The following is a 17,906-nucleotide window of genomic DNA, read 5'->3' on the forward strand; positions in this document are numbered from 1 at the left end:
TCATGGCGTGGGTTCCTGGGTGAAGACGCTGGCATCGGCCAGGGCGGCGACATCGACCGGCTTGGGCAGCACCTGGAGCTGGCTGAACAGATCGGCCACCTTCTGTACCGCGGCGACATCAGTCGGTTGTACGGGGCGCAGGCCATGGGAGGTCCGCGCCGAGATGGCCGCCGCGGCGCCTTCCGGCAGGCGGGTCAGCTCGGCATAGATGCGGGCGTAATCCTGCGGATGGGCCACCGCCCAGGCCCGTGCCTGGGCCAGGCGACCGGCGAAATCGGCGATGGCGGCACGCTTGGCCGGATCTTCCAGGGAGGCCGAGGTGGCGGTCAGAAAGCCCAGGGCGGTGGTCAGCCCCTCACCGTCGCGCAGCAGCCGGGCACCGTGCTGCTCGGCGATGCCGAGATAGGGATCGAAGGTGGCCCAGGCCTCGATCTGCCCGGCATTGAAGGCGGCGCTGGCATCGGTAGGCAGCACGAACTTGACCGTGACGTCTTCGCGCTTGAGCCCTGCCTCTTCCAGGGCGGCATAGAGCAGATGCTGGGAGATGCTGCCCTTGGCCGAGGACACCACCACGGTATGCCCCTTGAGATCCCGCACCGAGCGGATCGGCGAATCCTTCTGTACCAGCAGGCCGTTGGCCTGGGGAAAGCCGACATTGGTGGCGATGAGCTTGAGCGGCACGCCCCCGGAGGCGGCCATCAGCACCGGCAGGTCACCGGCATAGGAGGTATCCACCGCGCCGACGCGCTGGGCCTCGAACAGTGGCGCGGCGCCCTGGAAGTTGGCCCAGCGATACTGGTAAGACGCCCCGTCGAGGCTCCCGGCGGCCTCCATCATGGCGCGCAGGCCGCGGGCCTGGTCGCCCAGCACCAGGGTCACCCCGGAGAGATCCGGCGCCGCCTGGGCCTGCCCCAGCAGGAAGGCCAGGCCCAGGGTGGCGAGCAGTCGCTTCATTGCGCGTACTCCCGACCTTCGTGTCGCTCCAGCTGACGCACCGCGGCTTCCCAATGACGGACATGGGCACCGCGCGCCAGGTTGCCGGGGATGAGATCGCTGACCTTCTGCGCGACGGCGTCGGGCGCTATCACCAGCTCGGCCCCGCCACTCTGGGCCGCCAACTGCGCGGAGCAGGAGCGCTCCAGGTAATAGAGGTGCCAGAAGGCTTCCTCCAGGCTCTGGCCAGCGGTGAGCAGTCCGTGATTGCAGAGGATCATAGCCTGGTGCGGACCGAGGTCGGCCACCAGCCGGCTTTGCTCGTCCAGATCCAGGGCCACGCCCTCATAGCCGTGATAGGCCAGGCGGCCGAAGAACCTCATGGCATGCTGGGAAATCATCAGCAGCCCGCCGCGCTGGGCGGAGACCCCGATGCCGGCAGCCGTGTGGGTGTGCAGCACCGCATGGGTCTCGGGCTGGGCCCGGTGGATGGCGCTATGGATCACGTAGCCGGCCGGATTGATGCCGAAGCCCGTGGGGTCGAGGACGATCTCGCCGTCGATATCCACCTTCACCAGCGAGGACGCGGTGATCTCGTCGAAGGTCTGGCCGAAGGGGTTGATCAGGAAGTGCGCCTCCGGCCCCGGCACCCGCAGGGAAAAGTGGGTGTAGATATGGTCGGTCCAGCGTTCGCGGGCGGCCAGCCGGTAGGCGGCGGCGAGCTTGACCCGCGCCTCCCATTCGGCGGCGGACACCCGGGCGCGAACGCTGGCGGGCGAGAGGACGAAGGCGGTCATGCAAGGGCTCCGAAAGCAGGAAAAGGGGCCAGGGCGAGGGGCCTTGCCCTGGTCTGCTTAGAACCTAACCCTGCTTGGACGCCATCGATAAATATCGATTACGCATAACCTAATATGCCCACATCAAATATATAAGTTTTTCCAATATGCATTTTTAGGTTTTCAGCACAGAACCAATGGATCTAAGGAAGAAGGCCACCGCCCTGCTTTAATGACCCGCAACACCCACCCGCCATCCTTCGCGGAGCCCGCCATGACCCCTAGGCTCGACCGCCTGCGCCTCTTCCTGCACGACCTCGCCACCCTGGTCGATGAGCAGCCCGCCGAAGCCGAGCTGTTGGCGCGCGGCGCCGCCCTGCTCGGCGAGCTGGTCCGCCACGACGACTGGCTACCCGAGGAGTGTGCCCAGCCCCGACCGGAGCGCTACAGCCAGTACCTGCTGCATGCCGATGCCCGCCAGCGCTTCTCCGTGGTGAGCTTCGTCTGGGGTCCGGGCCAGGCCACCCCGGTGCACGATCATCGCACCTGGGGCCTGATCGGCATGCTGCGCGGCGCCGAGACCGCTCAAGGCTTCGCCCGCGCGCCCGACGGCCGCCTGCTGCCAGAAGGCGCGCCCGTACGCCTGGAGCCGGGCCAGGTGGAAGCGGTATCGCCGCGGGTAGGCGACATCCACCAGGTCAGCAACGCCTACGCCGACCGCACCTCCATCAGCATCCACGTCTATGGCGGCAACATCGGCGCCGTGCGCCGCGCCGTCTACGCCGACGATGGCCAGGAGAAGCCCTTCATCTCCGGCTACACCAACCGCCAGCTGCCCAACCTGTGGGACCTGTCCCAGGAGACCGCCACGCCATGACCGCCTTCCGCAGCCCCGAAGATATCCGCCAGGCCCTGCTCGCCGGCGCGGAAGTCGCCCTGCTCGATGTCCGCGAAGAAGACCCCTTCGCCGCCGGCCATCCCCTCTGGGCCGCCAACCTGCCGCTGTCGCGCCTGGAACTGGAGGCCTGGTCGCGCCTGCCCCGCCGCGACGTCGCCATCACCCTCTATGACAATGGCGAAGGCCTGGCCGAACGCGCCGCCGAGCGTCTGCAGGCCCTGGGCTATACCGATGTGGCCCTGCTCGCAGGCGGACTGGCGGGTTGGCAGGCGAGCGGCGGCGAGCTGTTTATCGACGTCAACGTACCGAGCAAGGCCTTCGGCGAGCTGGTGGAAGCTAGGCGCCATACGCCTTCGCTACCGGCCGAAAAGGTCAAGGCGCTGCTGGATCAGGACGCCGACGTGGTGATCCTCGACGCCCGCCGCTTCGAGGAATACCAGACCATGAGCATCCCCCGTGGCGTCAGTGTGCCGGGCGCCGAACTGGTACTGCGCGTCGCCGAGCTGGCACCCGATCCGCGGACGCGGGTCATCGTCAACTGCGCCGGTCGTACCCGCAGCCTGATCGGCGCCCAGTCGCTGATCAACGCCGGCATCCCCAATCCGGTGGCCGCCCTGAGAAACGGCACCATCGGCTGGACCCTGGCCGGGCAGCAATTGGAACATGGCCAGGCACGCCGCTTCGGCGACGTCAGCCCGGCGACCCGGGCGACCGCTGCCACCCGTGCCCGCCAAGTGGCCGACCGCGCCGGTGTCGTCCGCCTGCCCTTCACCGAGCTGGACGCCTGGCGGGCCAATGCCCAGCGGACCCACTATCTGATCGATGTGCGCACCCCCGAGGAATTCGCCGCCGGCCACCTCCCCGGCGCCCGCTCCACCCCGGGTGGCCAGCTGGTACAGGAGACCGACCACAGCGCCCCGGTACGCGGGGCGCGCCTGGCCCTGGTGGACGACGATGGCGTGCGCGCCAACATGAGCGCCTCCTGGCTCGCGCAGATGGGCTGGGAGGTCGCGGTGGTGGATGACATCCCGCCCGCAGCCCTGAGCGCCACCGGTCCCTGGCAGGCACCCGCTCCCACCCCTGGGCAGGTGGAGCGCATCTCCGTCACCCGCCTGCAGGAACTGCTGGCCGAACCGGGCACCCTGGTGCTGGACGTCACCGGCAGCGCCAACTACGTGCAGCGCCATATCCCCGGTGCGGCCTGGGTGCTGCGCGCCGATCTACCCGCCGCCCTGCCACCGGCTGAGCGCTATGTCTTCACCTGTGGCAGCGGCCAATTGGCCGCCTTCGCCGCCGTCGATGTCCAGGCCAGCACCGATAGCCCCGTCCTGCTGCTGGAGGGCGGCACCGCGGCCTGGCTGGCTGCCGGCTTGCCAGTGGAAAGCGGCGAGACGCGCCTGCTGTCGAGCCGCCGTGACCGCTATCGCCGTCCCTACGAGGGTACTGACGCCCCGCGCGAGGCCATGCAGGCCTACCTGGATTGGGAATTTGGCCTGGTCGAGCAGTTGCGGCGCGATGGCACTAGCGGCTTCCGGGTGATCTAGCCGCCGGTCCGCACGAAGGCGGCGATCCAGGCCGCCGTGTCCGCCAACACCTGGGCCTGACTCAGGCCGCTGCTCTTGAGCGGCTTGAGGTCATGGTCCGCGGTGGCGATCCATTGCACCTCGATGGCCGGCGCCAGCGCATAACCGGCCACCTCCGCGCGGTTGCCCAGGGCATCCCGCTCGCCCTGGACGATCAACGTCGGCGTGGCCAGGGTCGCCAGGTGCTCGGTACGCAGCCGCTCGGGCTTGCCGGCCGGATGGAAGGGATAGCCCAGGCAGACCAGCCCGGCCGCCCCCACCTCGTCGGCCAGCAGACTGGCCATCCGCCCGCCCATGGACTTGCCCGCCAGCCACAGCGGCCCGCTTTCCGCCGCACGCCAGGTGGCGACCACGGCCCGCCAGTGCTCCAGCAATACCGGCGCCGGATTCGGCGGAAGCCGCTTGCCCTCGGCGCGGGCCCGGGCCATGTAGGGAAACTCGAACCTCAGGGTGCGAACGTCGCGCCGCGCCAGCTCCTCGGCCAGCTGCTGCAGGAAGGGGCTGTCCATCCCTGCCCCGGCGCCATGGGCCAGCAGCAGGGTGGCCAGGGGCGTGCCATCCGGGCGACATTCGCGAAAGCTCCCGAGATACAACTCGCCTGCCATGGGCTACTCCTCGTCAAAGCCGCGGAGCTTAACCCGGCGTTCATTGATCTGGATCAATAAAGCTCGGACCGTGCCCCTCACACTGGTCACCTCGAAACCATTGGAGCCCGGCATGACAGCCGCCCTCGCCTGGGACGCCGACCTCATCGCCCGCTACGATCGCGCCGGCCCCCGCTACACCTCCTACCCCACCGCCGTGCAATTCCACGACGGCATCGGCCCCTTCGACCTGCTCGGTGCCCTGCGCCTGAGCCGCCAGGCCGGACGCCCGCTGTCGCTCTACCTGCATGTGCCCTTCTGCGCCAACATCTGCTACTACTGCGCCTGCAACAAGGTCATCACCAAGGACCGCAGCCGCAGCGTCGCCTACCTTGAGGCCCTGCGCCAGGAGATGGCCCTCACCAGCCGGCACCTGGACGGCGGTCAGCGGGTGGAACAGCTGCACCTGGGCGGCGGCACCCCGACCTTTCTCAATCCGCTGCAACTGCGCGAATTGATGGCCGACCTGCGCCGCCACTTCACCCTGGCCGACGACGACCGCGGCGACTATTCCATCGAGATCGATCCGCGCGAGGCCGACTGGAGCACCATGGGGCTGCTGCGCGAACTGGGCTTCAACCGGGTCAGCTTCGGCGTCCAGGACCTGGATCTGCAGGTACAACTGGCGGTCAACCGTCTGCAACCCTTCGACGACACCCGCACCCTGGTCGAGGCCGCCCGCGCCCTCGACTACCGCTCCATCAACCTGGATCTCATCTACGGCCTGCCGCGGCAGACCCCGGCCAGCTTCGCCCATACCCTGGAGCGGGTACTGGAACTGCAGCCCCATCGGCTGTCGGTGTTCAACTACGCCCACCTGCCGCAACGCTTCCCGCCGCAGCGGCGCATAGAAGCCAGCGAGCTACCCACCCCCGCGGCCAAGCTGGAGATGCTGCAGCGCACCGTGGAGCTACTGAGTGCCGCCGGCTATCGCTACATCGGCATGGATCACTTCGCCCTGCCCGACGACGACCTGGCCATCGCCCAGGAAGACGGTACCCTGCAGCGCAACTTCCAGGGCTACACCACCCACGGCCACTGCGACCTGCTGGGCCTGGGCGTGTCCGCCATCAGCCAGGTCGGCGAGGTGCTTTGCCAGAACAGCCCGGACCTCGCCCACTACCAGGAGCGCCTGGCCCAGGGTGAACTGGTCATCGCCCGCGGCCTGCGCCGCTCGCAGGACGACCGCATCCGCGGCGCGGTGATCGCCCAACTGATCTGCCATTTCCAACTGGATTTCGCCGCCATCGAACGCAGTTGCGAGCTGGACTTCCGCCAGTATTTCGCCGACGCCTGGCCGCAACTCAGGGCCATGGCCGCTGACGGTCTGATCCGCCTCGATGAGCGGGGCATCCAGGTACTGCCGCCAGGGCGGCTGCTAATCCGCGCCCTGTGCATGCTGTTCGACCGCTACCTGCCGGGCGGCGACCCCCAGCGCTTTTCCCGGGTGATATGACCCATGCCTGCCACGACTGCTAAAGTTAGACTTTTGGAACCAGACGAGAAGCGACCCGACCCCATGACCGAGCCCCTCAAGCTGCGCACCGCCCAGGCCCATTGCAAGGATTGCAGCCTCGCCTCGCTGTGCCTGCCGCTGTCGCTCGATCTGAAAGACCTCGATGCCCTCGACCAGATCGTCAAGCGCGGGCGGCCGCTGGCCAAGGGGGATTATCTGTTCCGCCAGGGCGATACCTTCGGCTCGGTCTATGCGGTGCGCTCCGGCGCCCTGCGCACCAGCAGCCTGAGCGATGCCGGCGAGGAACAGATCACCGGCTTCCACCTGCCCAGCGAACTGGTCGGGCTATCGGGCATGGACAGCGAGCGCTACCCGGTGTCAGCCCGGGCACTGGAAACCACCACCGTCTGCGAGATCCCCTTCGAGCGCCTGGACGAACTCTCCGAGCAGTTGCCGCAACTGCGCCGGCAGCTGCTGCGGGTGATGAGCCGGGAGATCCGCGACGACCAGCAGATGATGGTGCTGCTGTCGAAGAAGAGTGCCGACGAGCGCATCGCCACCTTCCTGGTCAATCTGTCGGCGCGCTTCCATGCCCGCGGCTTTTCCGCCCAGCAATTCCGCTTGAGCATGTCGCGCAACGAGATCGGCAACTTTCTCGGCCTGGCGGTGGAAACGGTATCGCGGGTGTTCACCCGCTTCCAGCAGAGCGGTGTGTTGGCGGCCGAAGGCAAGGAGGTGCGCATCCTCGATTCCGCCCGCCTCTGCGCCCTAGCCGGCGGCCAGCTGGAAGGCTGAGACCAGGGGTCCTGCCTGAGCGGCAGGACCCCGAGCACCTAAAAGGTGTAGCTGACCGTCGCGGTCACGTTGCGCTCCTCGCCGAAGTAGCAGAAATCCAGGCTGTAGCAGGACGCCACATAGTCCTTGCCCATGAGGTTGTTGGCATTGACCCGCGCCGTGAGCCCCGGCAATCCCAGCCGGGTGAAGTCGTAGGCGAGCATGGCGTCCACCAGGGTGTAGGCCGGTACTTTCCGGGTATTGGCCTTGTCCGCCCAACTGGTCCCCACGTAGCGCGCCCCGGCGCCGACGCTGAAGCCCGCCAGCGGCCCCGCCAGGTCGTACTGCCCCCACAGCGAGGCCTGGTGCCGCGGCGCCTGGTTCGGCGTATTGCCCTGGGTGCCGTCCAGCGCCTGGGTGTACTCGATGTCGGTGAAGGTGTAGCTGCCCAGCAGCTTGAGCCGCTCTGCCAGTTGCAGATGGCCCTCCAGCTCCAGGCCACGGGAGCGGATCTCGCCCACCGAGGAATAGAAGTCCTCTTGGGGCAACTTGGTCGCCACGTTTTCCTGGGTGATATGGAACAGCGAGGCGGTGTAGAAGCTGGCGCCGCCCGGCGGCTGGTACTTCAGGCCCAGCTCCCACTGCTTGCCCTCGGTGGGCTCCAGCGGATTACCCGCGGCGTCGTTGTAGGCGTTGGGATTGAAGGAGGTCGAATAGCTCAGGTAAGGCGCCAGGCCGTTGTCGAACAGATAGAGCAGCCCGGCGCGACCGCTGGCCTGGCTACGGTGCTCGCTGCTGCCGGTACCCTGGGTACGATCCTCGATGCCGATCTTCACCCAGTCCTGGCGCAACCCCAGGGAGAGGCGCCAGCGATCCAGCTCGATGAGATCCTGCAGGTAGACGCCGGTCTGCTCCAGCTCGCGCCGATACTCGCTGCCCGGGTACAGGGTCACCTGGCCGCCATAGTTAGGCTCGAAGGCATCCAGCGGATCGGCCGTGCCACTGGGCCAGTCCACGTGCGTCCAGCGGCGCTGGTAGTCGACGCCGGCGAGCAGGGTGTGGCGGGTCCCGGCCCAGTCGAAGTCCGCCTGTACCAGGTTGTCCAGGGTATAGGCGTGCAGGTTCTCGCGGCCGCCGGAGTAGTAGCGATTGAGCAGGTTGCTGTCCCCGACGTAACCATAGCCATAGACCTGCTCCAGCTCGACCCGCGACTTGGCGTAGCGGAAATTCTGCCGGGCGCTCCAGACGTCGTTGAATCTGTGTTCGAGCCGGTAGCCGACCATCTGCTGGGTCCGCTCGAATTTGTCGTGGTCCGGCTCGCCGTCGAAGAAATGATTGCTGATATAGCGACCATTGCGGCGGTAGAGACTACCCTCGGCGGGCACCCCGCTGTGATAGCCGCCATCCGGATCCTTTTGCAGATAGGCCTGCAGGGTCAGGGTGGTGGCGTCGCTCAGGTCCAGGGCCAGGCTCGGCGCCAGGGCATAGCGCTCTTCCTCCACGTGATCGAATTGGGTATCGCTGTGCTGGGCCAGCCCCACCAGGCGATAGGCGATGCGCCCCTCCTCGTCCAGCGGCCCAGCGAAATCGAAGCCCGCGCCGCGCTGGCCAAGATTGCCCAGCGTCGCCTGCACCTGGTGATAGGGCTGGTACAGCGGCTGCTTGCTGGTCAGGGCCACCAGGCCGCCTGGCAGGCTGCGACCATAGAGCACCGAGGCCGGCCCCTTCACCACGTCGATGCGCTCGAGGAAGTAGGGATCCACCTGCAGCGAACTGAAGGTGCCGCTGTCACCCATGGTCTTGAGGCCATCGAGGAAGACATTGTCGACGCTGTTGTCGGCGAAGCCGCGCATCACCACATAGTCGTAGCGATTGGACGCCCCGACCTGGCCGGTGAAGATGCCCGGGGTATACCTCATGGCCTGCTGGACGGTCTTGGCACCCTGGTCGTCGATCTGCTCGCGGGTGACCACCGAGACCGCCTGGGAGGTTTCCAGCAACGACTTGCTGGTCTTGGTCGCCACATCGCTATGGGTCGCCAGGTAGCCGTCCGTCTCGCCCAGGGCATTGCCCAGGCTGAAGCCGGTGACCGTGGTGTCGCTCAAGGAGGTCACCCCCGCCGCGGCCGCGGCTTCCAGCCGATAGCTGCCGTCCGCCTGGCGCGCCGCCTGCCAGCCGCTGCCCTGGAGGATTTCCCGGAAGCCCTCGGCCGGCGAATAGCGCCCCTGCAACCCGGGGCTGCGGCGGCCTTCCAGGCCTTGGGCCGGTGCCGACAGCAGCACCTGGCTCTGGGCGGCGAAGGTGCTGAGGACCGTCGCCAGGCTGCCCGGGGCGATACGGTACTCCTGGGCCAGGGGAGCGGCCTGAAGGACCCCGAGGGGCGCGGCCAGGCCAGTCATCCCGAGCGGTAGCGCCAGGGCGAAGGCGCGCGCCGCACGGCGAAGAGGATGGAGGGTGAAGCGGGAAGAACGCTGCATGGGTGCCTCGATAGTGGGGATCCTTGTCCCCCCTAAGCCCCGCGAGTTCGCGAAAGGGGAACCGCCCGCCCAGCTTTTTTTCAGGCCGGTACGATCTGCACCCACCAGGGCAGGCGCCGCTCCACCCGCACCGGCAGGCTGTCGGCCAGGGCTACCAGGGCGCGATCGGTATCATCCAAGGGATAGCTGCCCACCACCCGCAGGTCGGCGACCGTGGCGGCGCAGCTCAGCAGGCCGGGACGATAGCGCCCCAACTCCGCCACCAGCGCCGCCAACGGCCAGTCATCCACCACCAGCCGCCCCTGCCGCCACAGCTTACGGCCGGGATCGGCGCGCCCCAGGGGGAGCACCGCGCCGGGGGTCAGCAAAACCCGTGCGCCCTCGGCCAGGGTCTGGGAACGCGCCTGACGCGGAAAGAGTTGGAAGGCCCCGGCATAGGCCGCCACCTCCACACCCTCCTCGCGACTACGGATACCACAGCAGCCCGCCCCCAGCCGTACCCTGCCGGCCACGGTCTCCAGGGTCAGTGGCGCGGCCCCGCGCTGGCCTTCGAAAAGCGCCTCGCCCCGCAGCAGGCGCCAGCCATCCGGGGCCTCCTCATGGGCCAGCTGGCTATCGGTGTTGAGCCAGACCCGCACCCCGGCAGCCAGGTCGAAGGCGCGGATCTCGCCGACCGCCGTGCTCAGGTCGGCGCCCTGCCCCAGCCGCCAGTCATCGCCTCGATTCCAGCCCAGCGCCAGGCCGCCGAGCACCAGGCCGAGCACCTTGAGTGCCCGGCGCCGCTCCAGGGTCTCGCGCCGGGCGAGGGCTATCCGCCCCGACACGGGCAGCCCGGAGAAACGCGCGCTGATTTCCTCCACCCGGGCCCAGGCCACGCCGTGCCGCGGATCCGCCTGCAGCCAGCGCTCCCAGGCCCTCCGGGTCGCAGGGTCGACCTCTCCGGCGGCCAGCTCGGCGAACCAGTGGGCAGCCTCTTCCAGGGGCACCGCGGGATCACGCCCCAGGGCCGTCAAGACACCAGCTCCAGGCAATGCAACATGGCCTGGGCCATGTACTTCTTGACCATCCGCTCCGACACGCCCAGGCGCTCGGCGATGACGGCATAGGTAAGACCTTCCAGTTGCGCCAGCAGGAAGGCCTGCCGTACCCGGCTCGGCAGGCGGTCGAGCAAGGCATCGAGTTCGGTGAGGGTTTCCAGGATCAGCGCCTGGGCCTCCGGCGAGGGCTGCACCTCTTCCGGACGGGCGGCGAGCGCCTCGAGATAGGCTCGCTCCAACGCCTGGCGCCGCCAGTGATTGGCCAGCAGCCCCTGGGCGACGGTCGCCAGGAAGGCGCGCGGCTCACGCAGAGGTTGCAGCTCGCCCTCCCGGGCCAGGAGGCGCAGGAAGGTGTCCTGGGCAAGATCGGCCGCCTGCCCAAGGCAACCCAACCGCCGGTGGAGGCGCTCGCGCAACCAACCATGGTGGTCGAGATAAAGGGTCCGGATATGTCCGTGCCGGTCGGACTCGAGCGTCTGCATCACCATCCTCGGAAGCAGCTGACTTCCGATAATGATAATGCTTCTCGATCACGAGATACAGGCTTGTCGGTGCTCCAGAGCCTTTGCCTGGAGACCGGGTCGCGCTAGAGACTAATCGGCTTGCGCCCGGCGAAGGCGTGGGTCAGGGTGCCACCATCGACCAGATCCAGTTCGCCACCCAGGGGCACGCCATGGGCGATCCGCGAGATGATCAGCCCCTTGGGTGCCAGCAACTGGGCGATGTAGTAGGCGGTCGCCTCGCCTTCCACCGTGGGGTTGGTGGCGATGATCATTTCGGTGAAGCCACCTTCGCTGACACGCCGCTCCAGCTCGGGCACGCCGATGGCGTCCGGGCCCAGGCCGTCGATGGGCGACAGGTGTCCCTTGAGCACGAAGTAGCGCCCACGGTAGCCGGTCTGCTCCACGGCGAAGACGTCCATGGGGCCTTCCACCACGCAGAGGATGCTGTCATCGCGCCGGGTATCGGCGCAGAAACCGCAGATCTCGTCCTCGCTCAGGGTACGGCACTGGCGGCAGTAGCCTACCCCTTCCATGGCCGCGCTGAGGGCGCTGGCCAGGCGCAGGCCGCCCTGGCGCTCACGCTCGAGCAGTTGCAGGGCCATACGCTGGGCGGACTTCTGGCCGACGCCGGGCAAGACCCGGAGCGCATCGATCAATTGGCGAATCAGGGGACTGAAGCTCATGGACTACCGTATGGGAGAGCGAAAGAAAACGGGTGCTTGGGGGCACCCGTAGCAAGCCTCTTCTAGAAGGGCATCTTGAAGCCGGGCGGCAGTTGCATGCCGGAGGTCATGCCGGACATCTTGTCCTGGCTGTTCTGCTCGATCTTGCGCACGGCATCGTTCACCGCGGCGGCGATCAGGTCTTCGAGAATTTCCTTGTCTTCCTGCATCAGGCTGTCGTCCAGGCTGACGCGCTTGACGTCGTGCCGGCCAGTCATGACGACGCTGACCAGGCCGGCGCCGGATTGACCGGTCACTTCGGCGTTCGCCAGCTCTTCCTGCATCTTCTGCATCTTTTCCTGCATCTGCTGGGCCTGCTTCATCAGGCCGGCCATGCCACCTTTCATCATGTCTGCTACCTCGAACTATGAGTTGGAAGCCGGTCAGGCTTGGGTGTCGACCGGCTCGATGGTACCCGCGCGCACCGTGGCGGCGAACTGTTGAATCATCTGGCGGATCAGCGGATCGTCCTGGATGGACTGTTCCGCCTGCCGCTGACGCTCCGCCCGGCGCCGGGCGGCGGCCTGGGCAGGCGTCTCCTGCTCGGGGGTCTGGATGGTCACCTCGAGCGTAATGGTACGTCCCTGCTGCTGGTTCAGCGCATCGTTGAGGCGCCGCTGCTGGTTGGCGTTGAACAGCGCACTCTGCGCCGGATCCAGGTGCAGGTGCCAGCGATCGCCTTCCACCGCTACCAGGGTGCAGTTGGCGGCGATGCTGGCGGTCAGGCCGCCCAGCTTCAGCTCGGGAAACAGCGCCTGCCAGTCGGCGGCCAGACCGGTCGCCGGCTGTACCGCAGGCGCCGGGACTACGGCGACCTCGTCGGCGGCGGGTTCACCGAGACTGTCGAGGTAGTCGTCCAGCCCCACCTCGTAGTAATCCTCGGCCGGCGGCGGCTCTTCGTCACCGTCCAGATCGTCACCGGAGGTGTCCGCCGGCAGCTCGGCGATCATCGTCGCCGCGGGCGTAGCCTCCACGCGCGGCGTGGGCAGCGCGCTCGGCGCCGCCTGGACGGCAGCCGGGCTGGGCCGCTCGACCGGAGCCGGAGCCGGAGCCGGAGTCGGCTTGACCGCCGCGGGGGCAGGCTCCTCCCAGGGAAGATCGACCGGCGCCTCTTCAGGGGTGGTATTAACTGGAGGCGACGGTGCGGGAATGGGTGCGGCCTCCGCCTTGGGCGCGGGCGCAGGTGCCGGCGCCACGGGAGCCGCCGCGGCCACCGGACGCGTGTCGGAGTCAGCCGTGGCCGGGCTGGCTCCCGTCGTCTTTAATGCCGGCCGCTCGGGAAGGGCCACACCTGCCGGCCGGAAGGCCAGCATGCGCAGCAACACCATCTCGAAGCCATGACGCGGATCCGGCGCCAGCGGCAGATCACGCCGCCCCACCAGGCCAAGCTGGTAGTAGTACTGGACGTCTTCCGCCGGCAGGGTCTGCGCCAGGGTCAGCACCCGCTCGCGATCACCCTGGCCATTGTCCACCGCATCGGGCAGCACCTGGGCGATGGCCACCCGGTGCAGCACATTGAGCAGTTCGGCCAGCACCCCGCTCCAGTCGGGTCCCTGTTCGGCCAGGTGGCGCACCGCGTCCAGCACGGCGCGGCCATCCCCTTCCAGCAGCGCCTGGAGGACGTCGTAGACCTGACCATGGTCGAGGGTACCGAGCATGGCGCGCACGTCGGCGGCCAGCACTTTACCCTCGCCGAAGGCGATCGCCTGGTCGGTCAGGCTCATGGCATCGCGCATGGAGCCGTCGGCCGCGCGACCCAGCAGCCAGAGGGCATCGTCCTCGAAGGGGATGCTTTCCGCCGCCAGGACCTGCTGCAGGTGCGCGACGACGCGCTCCGGCGGCATGTTCTTCAGGGCGAACTGCAGGCAGCGCGAGAGGATGGTGACCGGCAGCTTCTGCGGATCGGTGGTGGCGAGCAGGAACTTGACGTGGGGCGGCGGCTCTTCCAGCGTCTTGAGCAGGGCGTTGAAGCTGTGGGTAGAGAGCATGTGCACCTCGTCGATGAGGTACACCTTATAGCGGCCGCGGGACGGTGCGTACTGCACATTCTCCAGCAGCTCGCGAGTGTCTTCCACCTTGGTGCGGCTGGCGGCGTCCACCTCGATGAGGTCGACGAAACGGCCTTCGTCGATCTCGCGGCAGACCGAACAGGTACCGCAGGGCGTAGAGCTGATGCCGGTCTCGCAGTTCAGGCACTTGGCCAGGATCCGCGCGATGGTGGTCTTGCCCACCCCGCGGGTGCCGGTGAAAAGATAGGCGTGGTGCAGCCGCTCGTTGTCCAGCGCGTTGATCAGCGCCTTGAGCACATGGGTCTGGCCGACCATTTCGCGGAAGGACCGCGGGCGCCATTTGCGCGCAAGAACCTGGTAACTCATCGAGACCTGATCAGGAGAAGACTGGGGGAGCACATGCTAACGAAGAGGGGCGGCGAATGCATCCCGCGGTGTCACCCCGGGGCCACACCGCGGTTCTTTCGCCTACCCGCCTAGATGAGGGCGACCCGGGGTGGTTTCAAGCGATCAGGCCCCGCGCGGGGCGAGCCCGCGTGGCGTCAGGCACGCAGGCAGTGGTCTTCGCCGTCGGCCAGCACGACGCTGGAGACATAGGCCGCCAGGGCATCCAGCTGGGCGCGCAGCCCGGCCACGGTGGCGTTCATCTTGAAGGGGTTGTTCGCCTCTTCGTTGCTCAGGGTGAACCTGATCAACAGCAGCGGCTCGCTGGGATGGTAGATGTGGGCGATCAGCGTCGCTTCGCTTTCGCGTCGGCAATCGACGCGGTAGGGATGGAGGCCGTAGCTGAGGGCGCGTCCTGCGCTTTCGAGTCCGTTCTTCACGAGGGTTCCTTGGACCTGGGTCCAGCAGTGATGATGCAGGGCGCATGATGGCACGGAGCCATGCTCGCAAACAGTGCAGTTCGTCACTCTTTACTGCGCTAAGGAGTTCGCAGGCACGAAAGGAGCTGGGGAAGGGACGAACGGAAGAAGTGGGAAAAGCGGGGGGCAGAAATGGAGGTGGCCCCGCCAGCCACACCCCGGCACACGACATCACCGCTGCGGCTGCTCCCTTCCGGGCCTGACCGGGTTCACGGTTGATCGTTGCGGGGGGACCGACAGAGCCACCATAACGCCTCACCCTGAGGTGAGGTGCGCCATTCTACGCGGTTGAGGCGAAGTTGCAAGCCATACAAGGACTTAGCCGCCACGAGGGGCTCGCTACTGGGCGGCCTGCAATTCCCAGAGCGCGGCGAATCTGCCCTCTTCCTCGCGCAGCCGCTGCGGTGGACCGTCTTCGACGATGACCCCATGCTCCAGCACCAGGATGCGGTCGAAGCCGCTCAGGGTCGACAACCGGTGGGCCACCGCCAGCACGGTGCGCCCTTCCATCAACTCCAGCAGCGCCCGCTGGATGACCGTCTCGGAGTGGCTGTCCAGCGCCGAGGTCGCCTCGTCGAGGATGAGGATGGGCGCATCCTTGAGAAAGGCTCGGGCGATGCCGAGGCGCTGGCGCTGGCCACCGGACAGCAGCACCCCGCGCTCGCCGACCGGGGTGTCGTAGCCCTGGGGCAACTGGCGGATGAAGTCGTCGCAGTAGGCATGGCGAGCGGCCTCCTCCACCTCGGCGTCGCTGGCCTCGGGGCGGCCATAGCGGATGTTCTCGCGGATGCTGCGATTGAACAGCGCCGTTTCCTGGGGCACTACGGCAATGCGCTGGCGCAGGCTGTCCTGGCTGACCGAACGAATGTCCTCGCCGTCGATGCGGATCTGGCCCAGTTGCACATCGTCGAGGCGCTGCAGCAGGCCGATCAGGGTGGATTTTCCCGCCCCCGAGGGGCCGACCAACCCGACCTTCTGCCCGGCCGGCACCTGCAGACTCAAGCCCTGGAACACCTGGCGACCATCGGGATAACGATAGTGCACCCCCTCGAAGCGCAGGGCACCGCGCGCCTGCACCAGTGGCCGCTCGACGTCGCTCTGGGCGTGCGGCTGGATGAGGATGCGGAGGGTTTCGCCGATGGCGCCCAGTTGCTGGGTGGTGTCCACCAGCGCCAGGGCCAGATCCCGGGAGCCGTGCAGGATGCGAAACGTCAGGGCGCTAACCATGACCACGTCGCCCGCAGTGATGCCGCCGCGGGTCCAGAGGGCGATGGCCCAGGCCAGCATGCCACCGGCCATCAGCGACAGGCAGGTGTCGTGCAGCACCCGCGCCTTCTCCAGGTGCATCCAGCTGCGCCTTTGGGCGCGGGCTTCCACGCCCACCGCCTGGGCGAAGCGCTGCACCTCGCGCTCCCGTGCCGAAAAGGCCTTGATGGTCCAGACGTTCTGCACCAGGTCCACCAGCTCGCCGCTGACCCGGGCCGACTGGGCGGCGAAGCGCTGATGCCGCGCCCGCCCGCGGATGCCGAAGGTGGTGATCACCAGGGCCACGATCACCACGAAGGCGACCAGCGCTGCGGCCATGCGCAGATCCACGGTGCAGAGCACCACCACCGCGCCGATAAAGTCGACGCAGGGCGGCATGATCTTCCAGGCCAGGCCGCCATAGATGGCACCCGCGGCGGTCCCGGTGGCGGAGACCCGATTGCCCAGGGCCCCGGCGAAGTGCTGGGCGAAATAGTGCATCGGGTGCCCGGTGAGGTAGCGGAACAGGTCGACGCGCATGTCCGCGCAACTGGCCACTACCGTGCGGCAACCGAGCCAGCCGCCACAGCGCCAGAACAGGTTTTCCAGGACGATCAGCGAGATGAACAGCCAGAACGGACTCCATACCTGGGCGCGGTGTCCGGGATCGGCCATGGCATCGACCAGCAGCTTCATGCCGTACTGCACCGCCACCGCACAGGTCGCCGCCCCTATCACCAGCACCAGCAGGCCGCCGAAATGCCAGGGCCGCAGGCGGACATAGCGCCAGAGGAAGGCGCCGACCCGCTCCGGCAGAGGCCACTCGGCCCGTCGGCGCTCACGTCGAGTGGACGCCTTCATGCAGGACTCCTGCCTTCCAGGCTTTGGCGATGCCGCTGCAAGACCTCGGCGAGCGGCGCATAGAGGATGCGCCGCCCTGCCCCATCGGCCATGCCGAACAGCCCGGTGGGACAGAGACGGTCATCGTTCCAACCGGGATAGTCGAGCACCGGATAGAGACAGATGCCCTGCACCGGCACGCCCTGGCGCATGGCGCGCCCGACCTGATCGGCGACGTAGTGCAGCCAGCTCGCCCGCAGCGGCCCTTCCGCGCCGGTCTCGGCGATCAGCAGCGGGCGACCGTAACGCTGGTGGACTTCCGCCAGGATGCCCTGCAACGGTCGATAGGCCGGATCTTCCGGCGCCAGGGTGCCACCGCCGAGATACCACTGGTTGTCCGAGTAGTAATTCAGGCCGAGGATGTCCAGGTACTCGGGGCGACCGCCCAGGCCCGGCCACTGGCGGCCGCTGAGCAGGTCCCAGGCCTCGAACTGGGCCTGGCGGTGGGCCTCGGCCACCTCGCGTTGCTCGGGGCGGCGAGCCACCACGTTGATGAGCGGGTCGACCGCGACGAAGCGGGTACCGGGCAGCTCGGCACGAATCGCCTCGATGGCAGCGATGCTGGCCCGGACCAGCTGGTGCTTGAGTTCCTGGCCGCGTCCGCGGGCCGTGGGATTGAACAGTCCCTGGTCGCCCCCGGCCCAGGCCCAGTAGGAGATCTCGTTGATGGGCGCAAGGCACGGCTGGGTCTCGCCCTCCTCCCGCAACAGCCGGGCGAAGGCCGCGGCGAAGCGGGCGAAGGCCTCGACGAAGGCCGGGCGCCAGATATCCAGGTGATCGGGCCAGCCGTAGTGGCAGAGGTCCCAGATCACCTGGACGCCGGCCGCTTGCGCCGCCCGGAGTTGCGGCAGGACGCTCGCCCAGTCGTAGTGCCCCGGCTGGGTTTCTACTAGGTGCCAGCGGATGCCGTCCCGCACGGTACGCAGGCCCTGGGCCGCCACGGCGTCATAGTCCTGCGCCGCCCAGCGGTCGTGGGCGGTGCTGGCGAGCAGGTCCAGCCGCCGACCATCGGCCCGGCGGTGGCAGGAGCATTCGAAACCGGCCATGAAGAAACTCTGGAACGGGGCGTCGGGGGTCATCGCATCC

The 17,906-nt window shown here is 68.0% G+C and carries 16 protein-coding genes and 1 other RNA gene; 4 read left to right on the forward strand and 13 right to left on the reverse strand.

All coding sequences use genetic code 11. The features are described from left to right. Together ACYJP6_RS13455 and ACYJP6_RS13460 are read right to left on the reverse strand one after the other, a co-directional pair. Entirely contained in the window at nucleotides 1-954 is a 954-nt protein-coding gene (locus ACYJP6_RS13455) for an ABC transporter substrate-binding protein (RefSeq protein WP_459475512.1), read from the reverse strand. Further along, a complete protein-coding gene (locus tag ACYJP6_RS13460) occupies nucleotides 951-1,730 on the reverse strand; it encodes a class II aldolase/adducin family protein (RefSeq protein ID WP_459475513.1) in 780 nt (259 codons plus the stop codon). The genes ACYJP6_RS13455 and ACYJP6_RS13460 overlap by 4 nt, the downstream gene beginning before the upstream one ends. Before the next feature lie 253 nt (nucleotides 1,731-1,983). On the opposite strand from ACYJP6_RS13460, the gene ACYJP6_RS13465 reads away from it, so the two are divergent. Both ACYJP6_RS13465 and ACYJP6_RS13470 read left to right on the forward strand, forming a co-directional pair. Continuing rightward, entirely contained in the window at nucleotides 1,984-2,586 is a 603-nt protein-coding gene (locus ACYJP6_RS13465; RefSeq protein ID WP_459475514.1) for a cysteine dioxygenase family protein, read from the forward strand. Next, nucleotides 2,583-4,151: a rhodanese-related sulfurtransferase gene (locus ACYJP6_RS13470; protein WP_459475515.1), complete on the forward strand. Its 1,569-nt coding sequence runs from the start codon at nucleotides 2,583-2,585 to the stop codon at nucleotides 4,149-4,151. The genes ACYJP6_RS13465 and ACYJP6_RS13470 overlap by 4 nt, the downstream gene beginning before the upstream one ends. Here the strand turns inward: ACYJP6_RS13470 and ACYJP6_RS13475 are convergent. Further along, entirely contained in the window at nucleotides 4,148-4,795 is a 648-nt protein-coding gene (locus ACYJP6_RS13475; RefSeq protein ID WP_459475517.1) for an alpha/beta family hydrolase, read from the reverse strand. The two genes, ACYJP6_RS13470 and ACYJP6_RS13475, sit on opposite strands and share 4 nt — an antisense overlap. Before the next feature lie 112 nt (nucleotides 4,796-4,907). Here ACYJP6_RS13475 and hemN point away from each other — a divergent pair, with 112 nt between their 5' ends. Beyond that, entirely contained in the window at nucleotides 4,908-6,290 is a 1,383-nt protein-coding gene (gene hemN, locus ACYJP6_RS13480; protein ID WP_459475518.1) for an oxygen-independent coproporphyrinogen III oxidase, read from the forward strand. Nucleotides 6,291-6,353: 63 nt separating this feature from the next. Then, a complete protein-coding gene (fnr, locus tag ACYJP6_RS13485; protein WP_459475519.1) occupies nucleotides 6,354-7,085 on the forward strand; it encodes a fumarate/nitrate reduction transcriptional regulator Fnr in 732 nt (243 codons plus the stop codon). A 38-nt stretch (nucleotides 7,086-7,123) separates the two neighbouring features. Here fnr and ACYJP6_RS13490 read toward each other — a convergent pair whose 3' ends face one another. The 10 genes from ACYJP6_RS13490 to ACYJP6_RS13535 all read right to left on the reverse strand — a co-directional run bounded on the left by ACYJP6_RS13490 (nucleotide 7,124) and on the right by ACYJP6_RS13535 (nucleotide 17,899). Next, nucleotides 7,124-9,541 carry a TonB-dependent siderophore receptor gene (locus tag ACYJP6_RS13490; RefSeq protein WP_459475520.1) on the reverse strand — a complete coding sequence of 806 codons (2,418 nt, stop codon included), beginning with the start codon at nucleotides 9,539-9,541 and terminating at the stop codon, nucleotides 7,124-7,126. Between the two features lie 80 nt (nucleotides 9,542-9,621). Beyond that, entirely contained in the window at nucleotides 9,622-10,554 is a 933-nt protein-coding gene (locus ACYJP6_RS13495) for a DUF4880 domain-containing protein (protein ID WP_459475521.1), read from the reverse strand. Next, entirely contained in the window at nucleotides 10,551-11,060 is a 510-nt protein-coding gene (locus ACYJP6_RS13500) for a sigma-70 family RNA polymerase sigma factor (RefSeq protein ID WP_459475522.1), read from the reverse strand. Before ACYJP6_RS13500 ends, ACYJP6_RS13495 begins: the two co-directional genes overlap by 4 nt. Nucleotides 11,061-11,164: 104 nt before the next feature. Then, nucleotides 11,165-11,764, reverse strand: coding sequence for a recombination mediator RecR (gene recR / locus ACYJP6_RS13505; protein ID WP_459475523.1), 600 nt, complete (start codon nucleotides 11,762-11,764; stop codon nucleotides 11,165-11,167). A 62-nt stretch (nucleotides 11,765-11,826) separates the two neighbouring features. Further along, entirely contained in the window at nucleotides 11,827-12,153 is a 327-nt protein-coding gene (locus ACYJP6_RS13510) for a YbaB/EbfC family nucleoid-associated protein (RefSeq protein ID WP_007162246.1), read from the reverse strand. A 33-nt stretch (nucleotides 12,154-12,186) separates the two neighbouring features. Further along, on the reverse strand, nucleotides 12,187-14,178 hold the full coding sequence (gene dnaX, locus ACYJP6_RS13515) for a DNA polymerase III subunit gamma/tau (RefSeq protein WP_459475524.1): 1,992 nt from the start codon (nucleotides 14,176-14,178) through the stop codon (nucleotides 12,187-12,189). 176 nt (nucleotides 14,179-14,354) lie between these two features. Continuing rightward, complete coding sequence (locus tag ACYJP6_RS13520; protein ID WP_459475525.1) at nucleotides 14,355-14,636, reverse strand: hypothetical protein; 282 nt, start codon at nucleotides 14,634-14,636, stop codon at nucleotides 14,355-14,357. 181 nt (nucleotides 14,637-14,817) lie between these two features. Beyond that, nucleotides 14,818-14,914, reverse strand: an RNA gene (gene ffs / locus ACYJP6_RS13525) — signal recognition particle sRNA small type. A gap of 100 nt (nucleotides 14,915-15,014) precedes the next feature. Next, nucleotides 15,015-16,781 carry an ABC transporter ATP-binding protein gene (locus tag ACYJP6_RS13530; protein ID WP_459475526.1) on the reverse strand — a complete coding sequence of 589 codons (1,767 nt, stop codon included), beginning with the start codon at nucleotides 16,779-16,781 and terminating at the stop codon, nucleotides 15,015-15,017. After that, complete coding sequence (locus tag ACYJP6_RS13535) at nucleotides 16,778-17,899, reverse strand: glycoside hydrolase family 1 protein (RefSeq protein WP_459475527.1); 1,122 nt, start codon at nucleotides 17,897-17,899, stop codon at nucleotides 16,778-16,780. The genes ACYJP6_RS13530 and ACYJP6_RS13535 overlap by 4 nt, the downstream gene beginning before the upstream one ends. Between the last annotated feature and the right edge of the window lie 7 nt (nucleotides 17,900-17,906).

Source organism: Pseudomonas sp. No.117 (genome assembly GCF_054558395.1).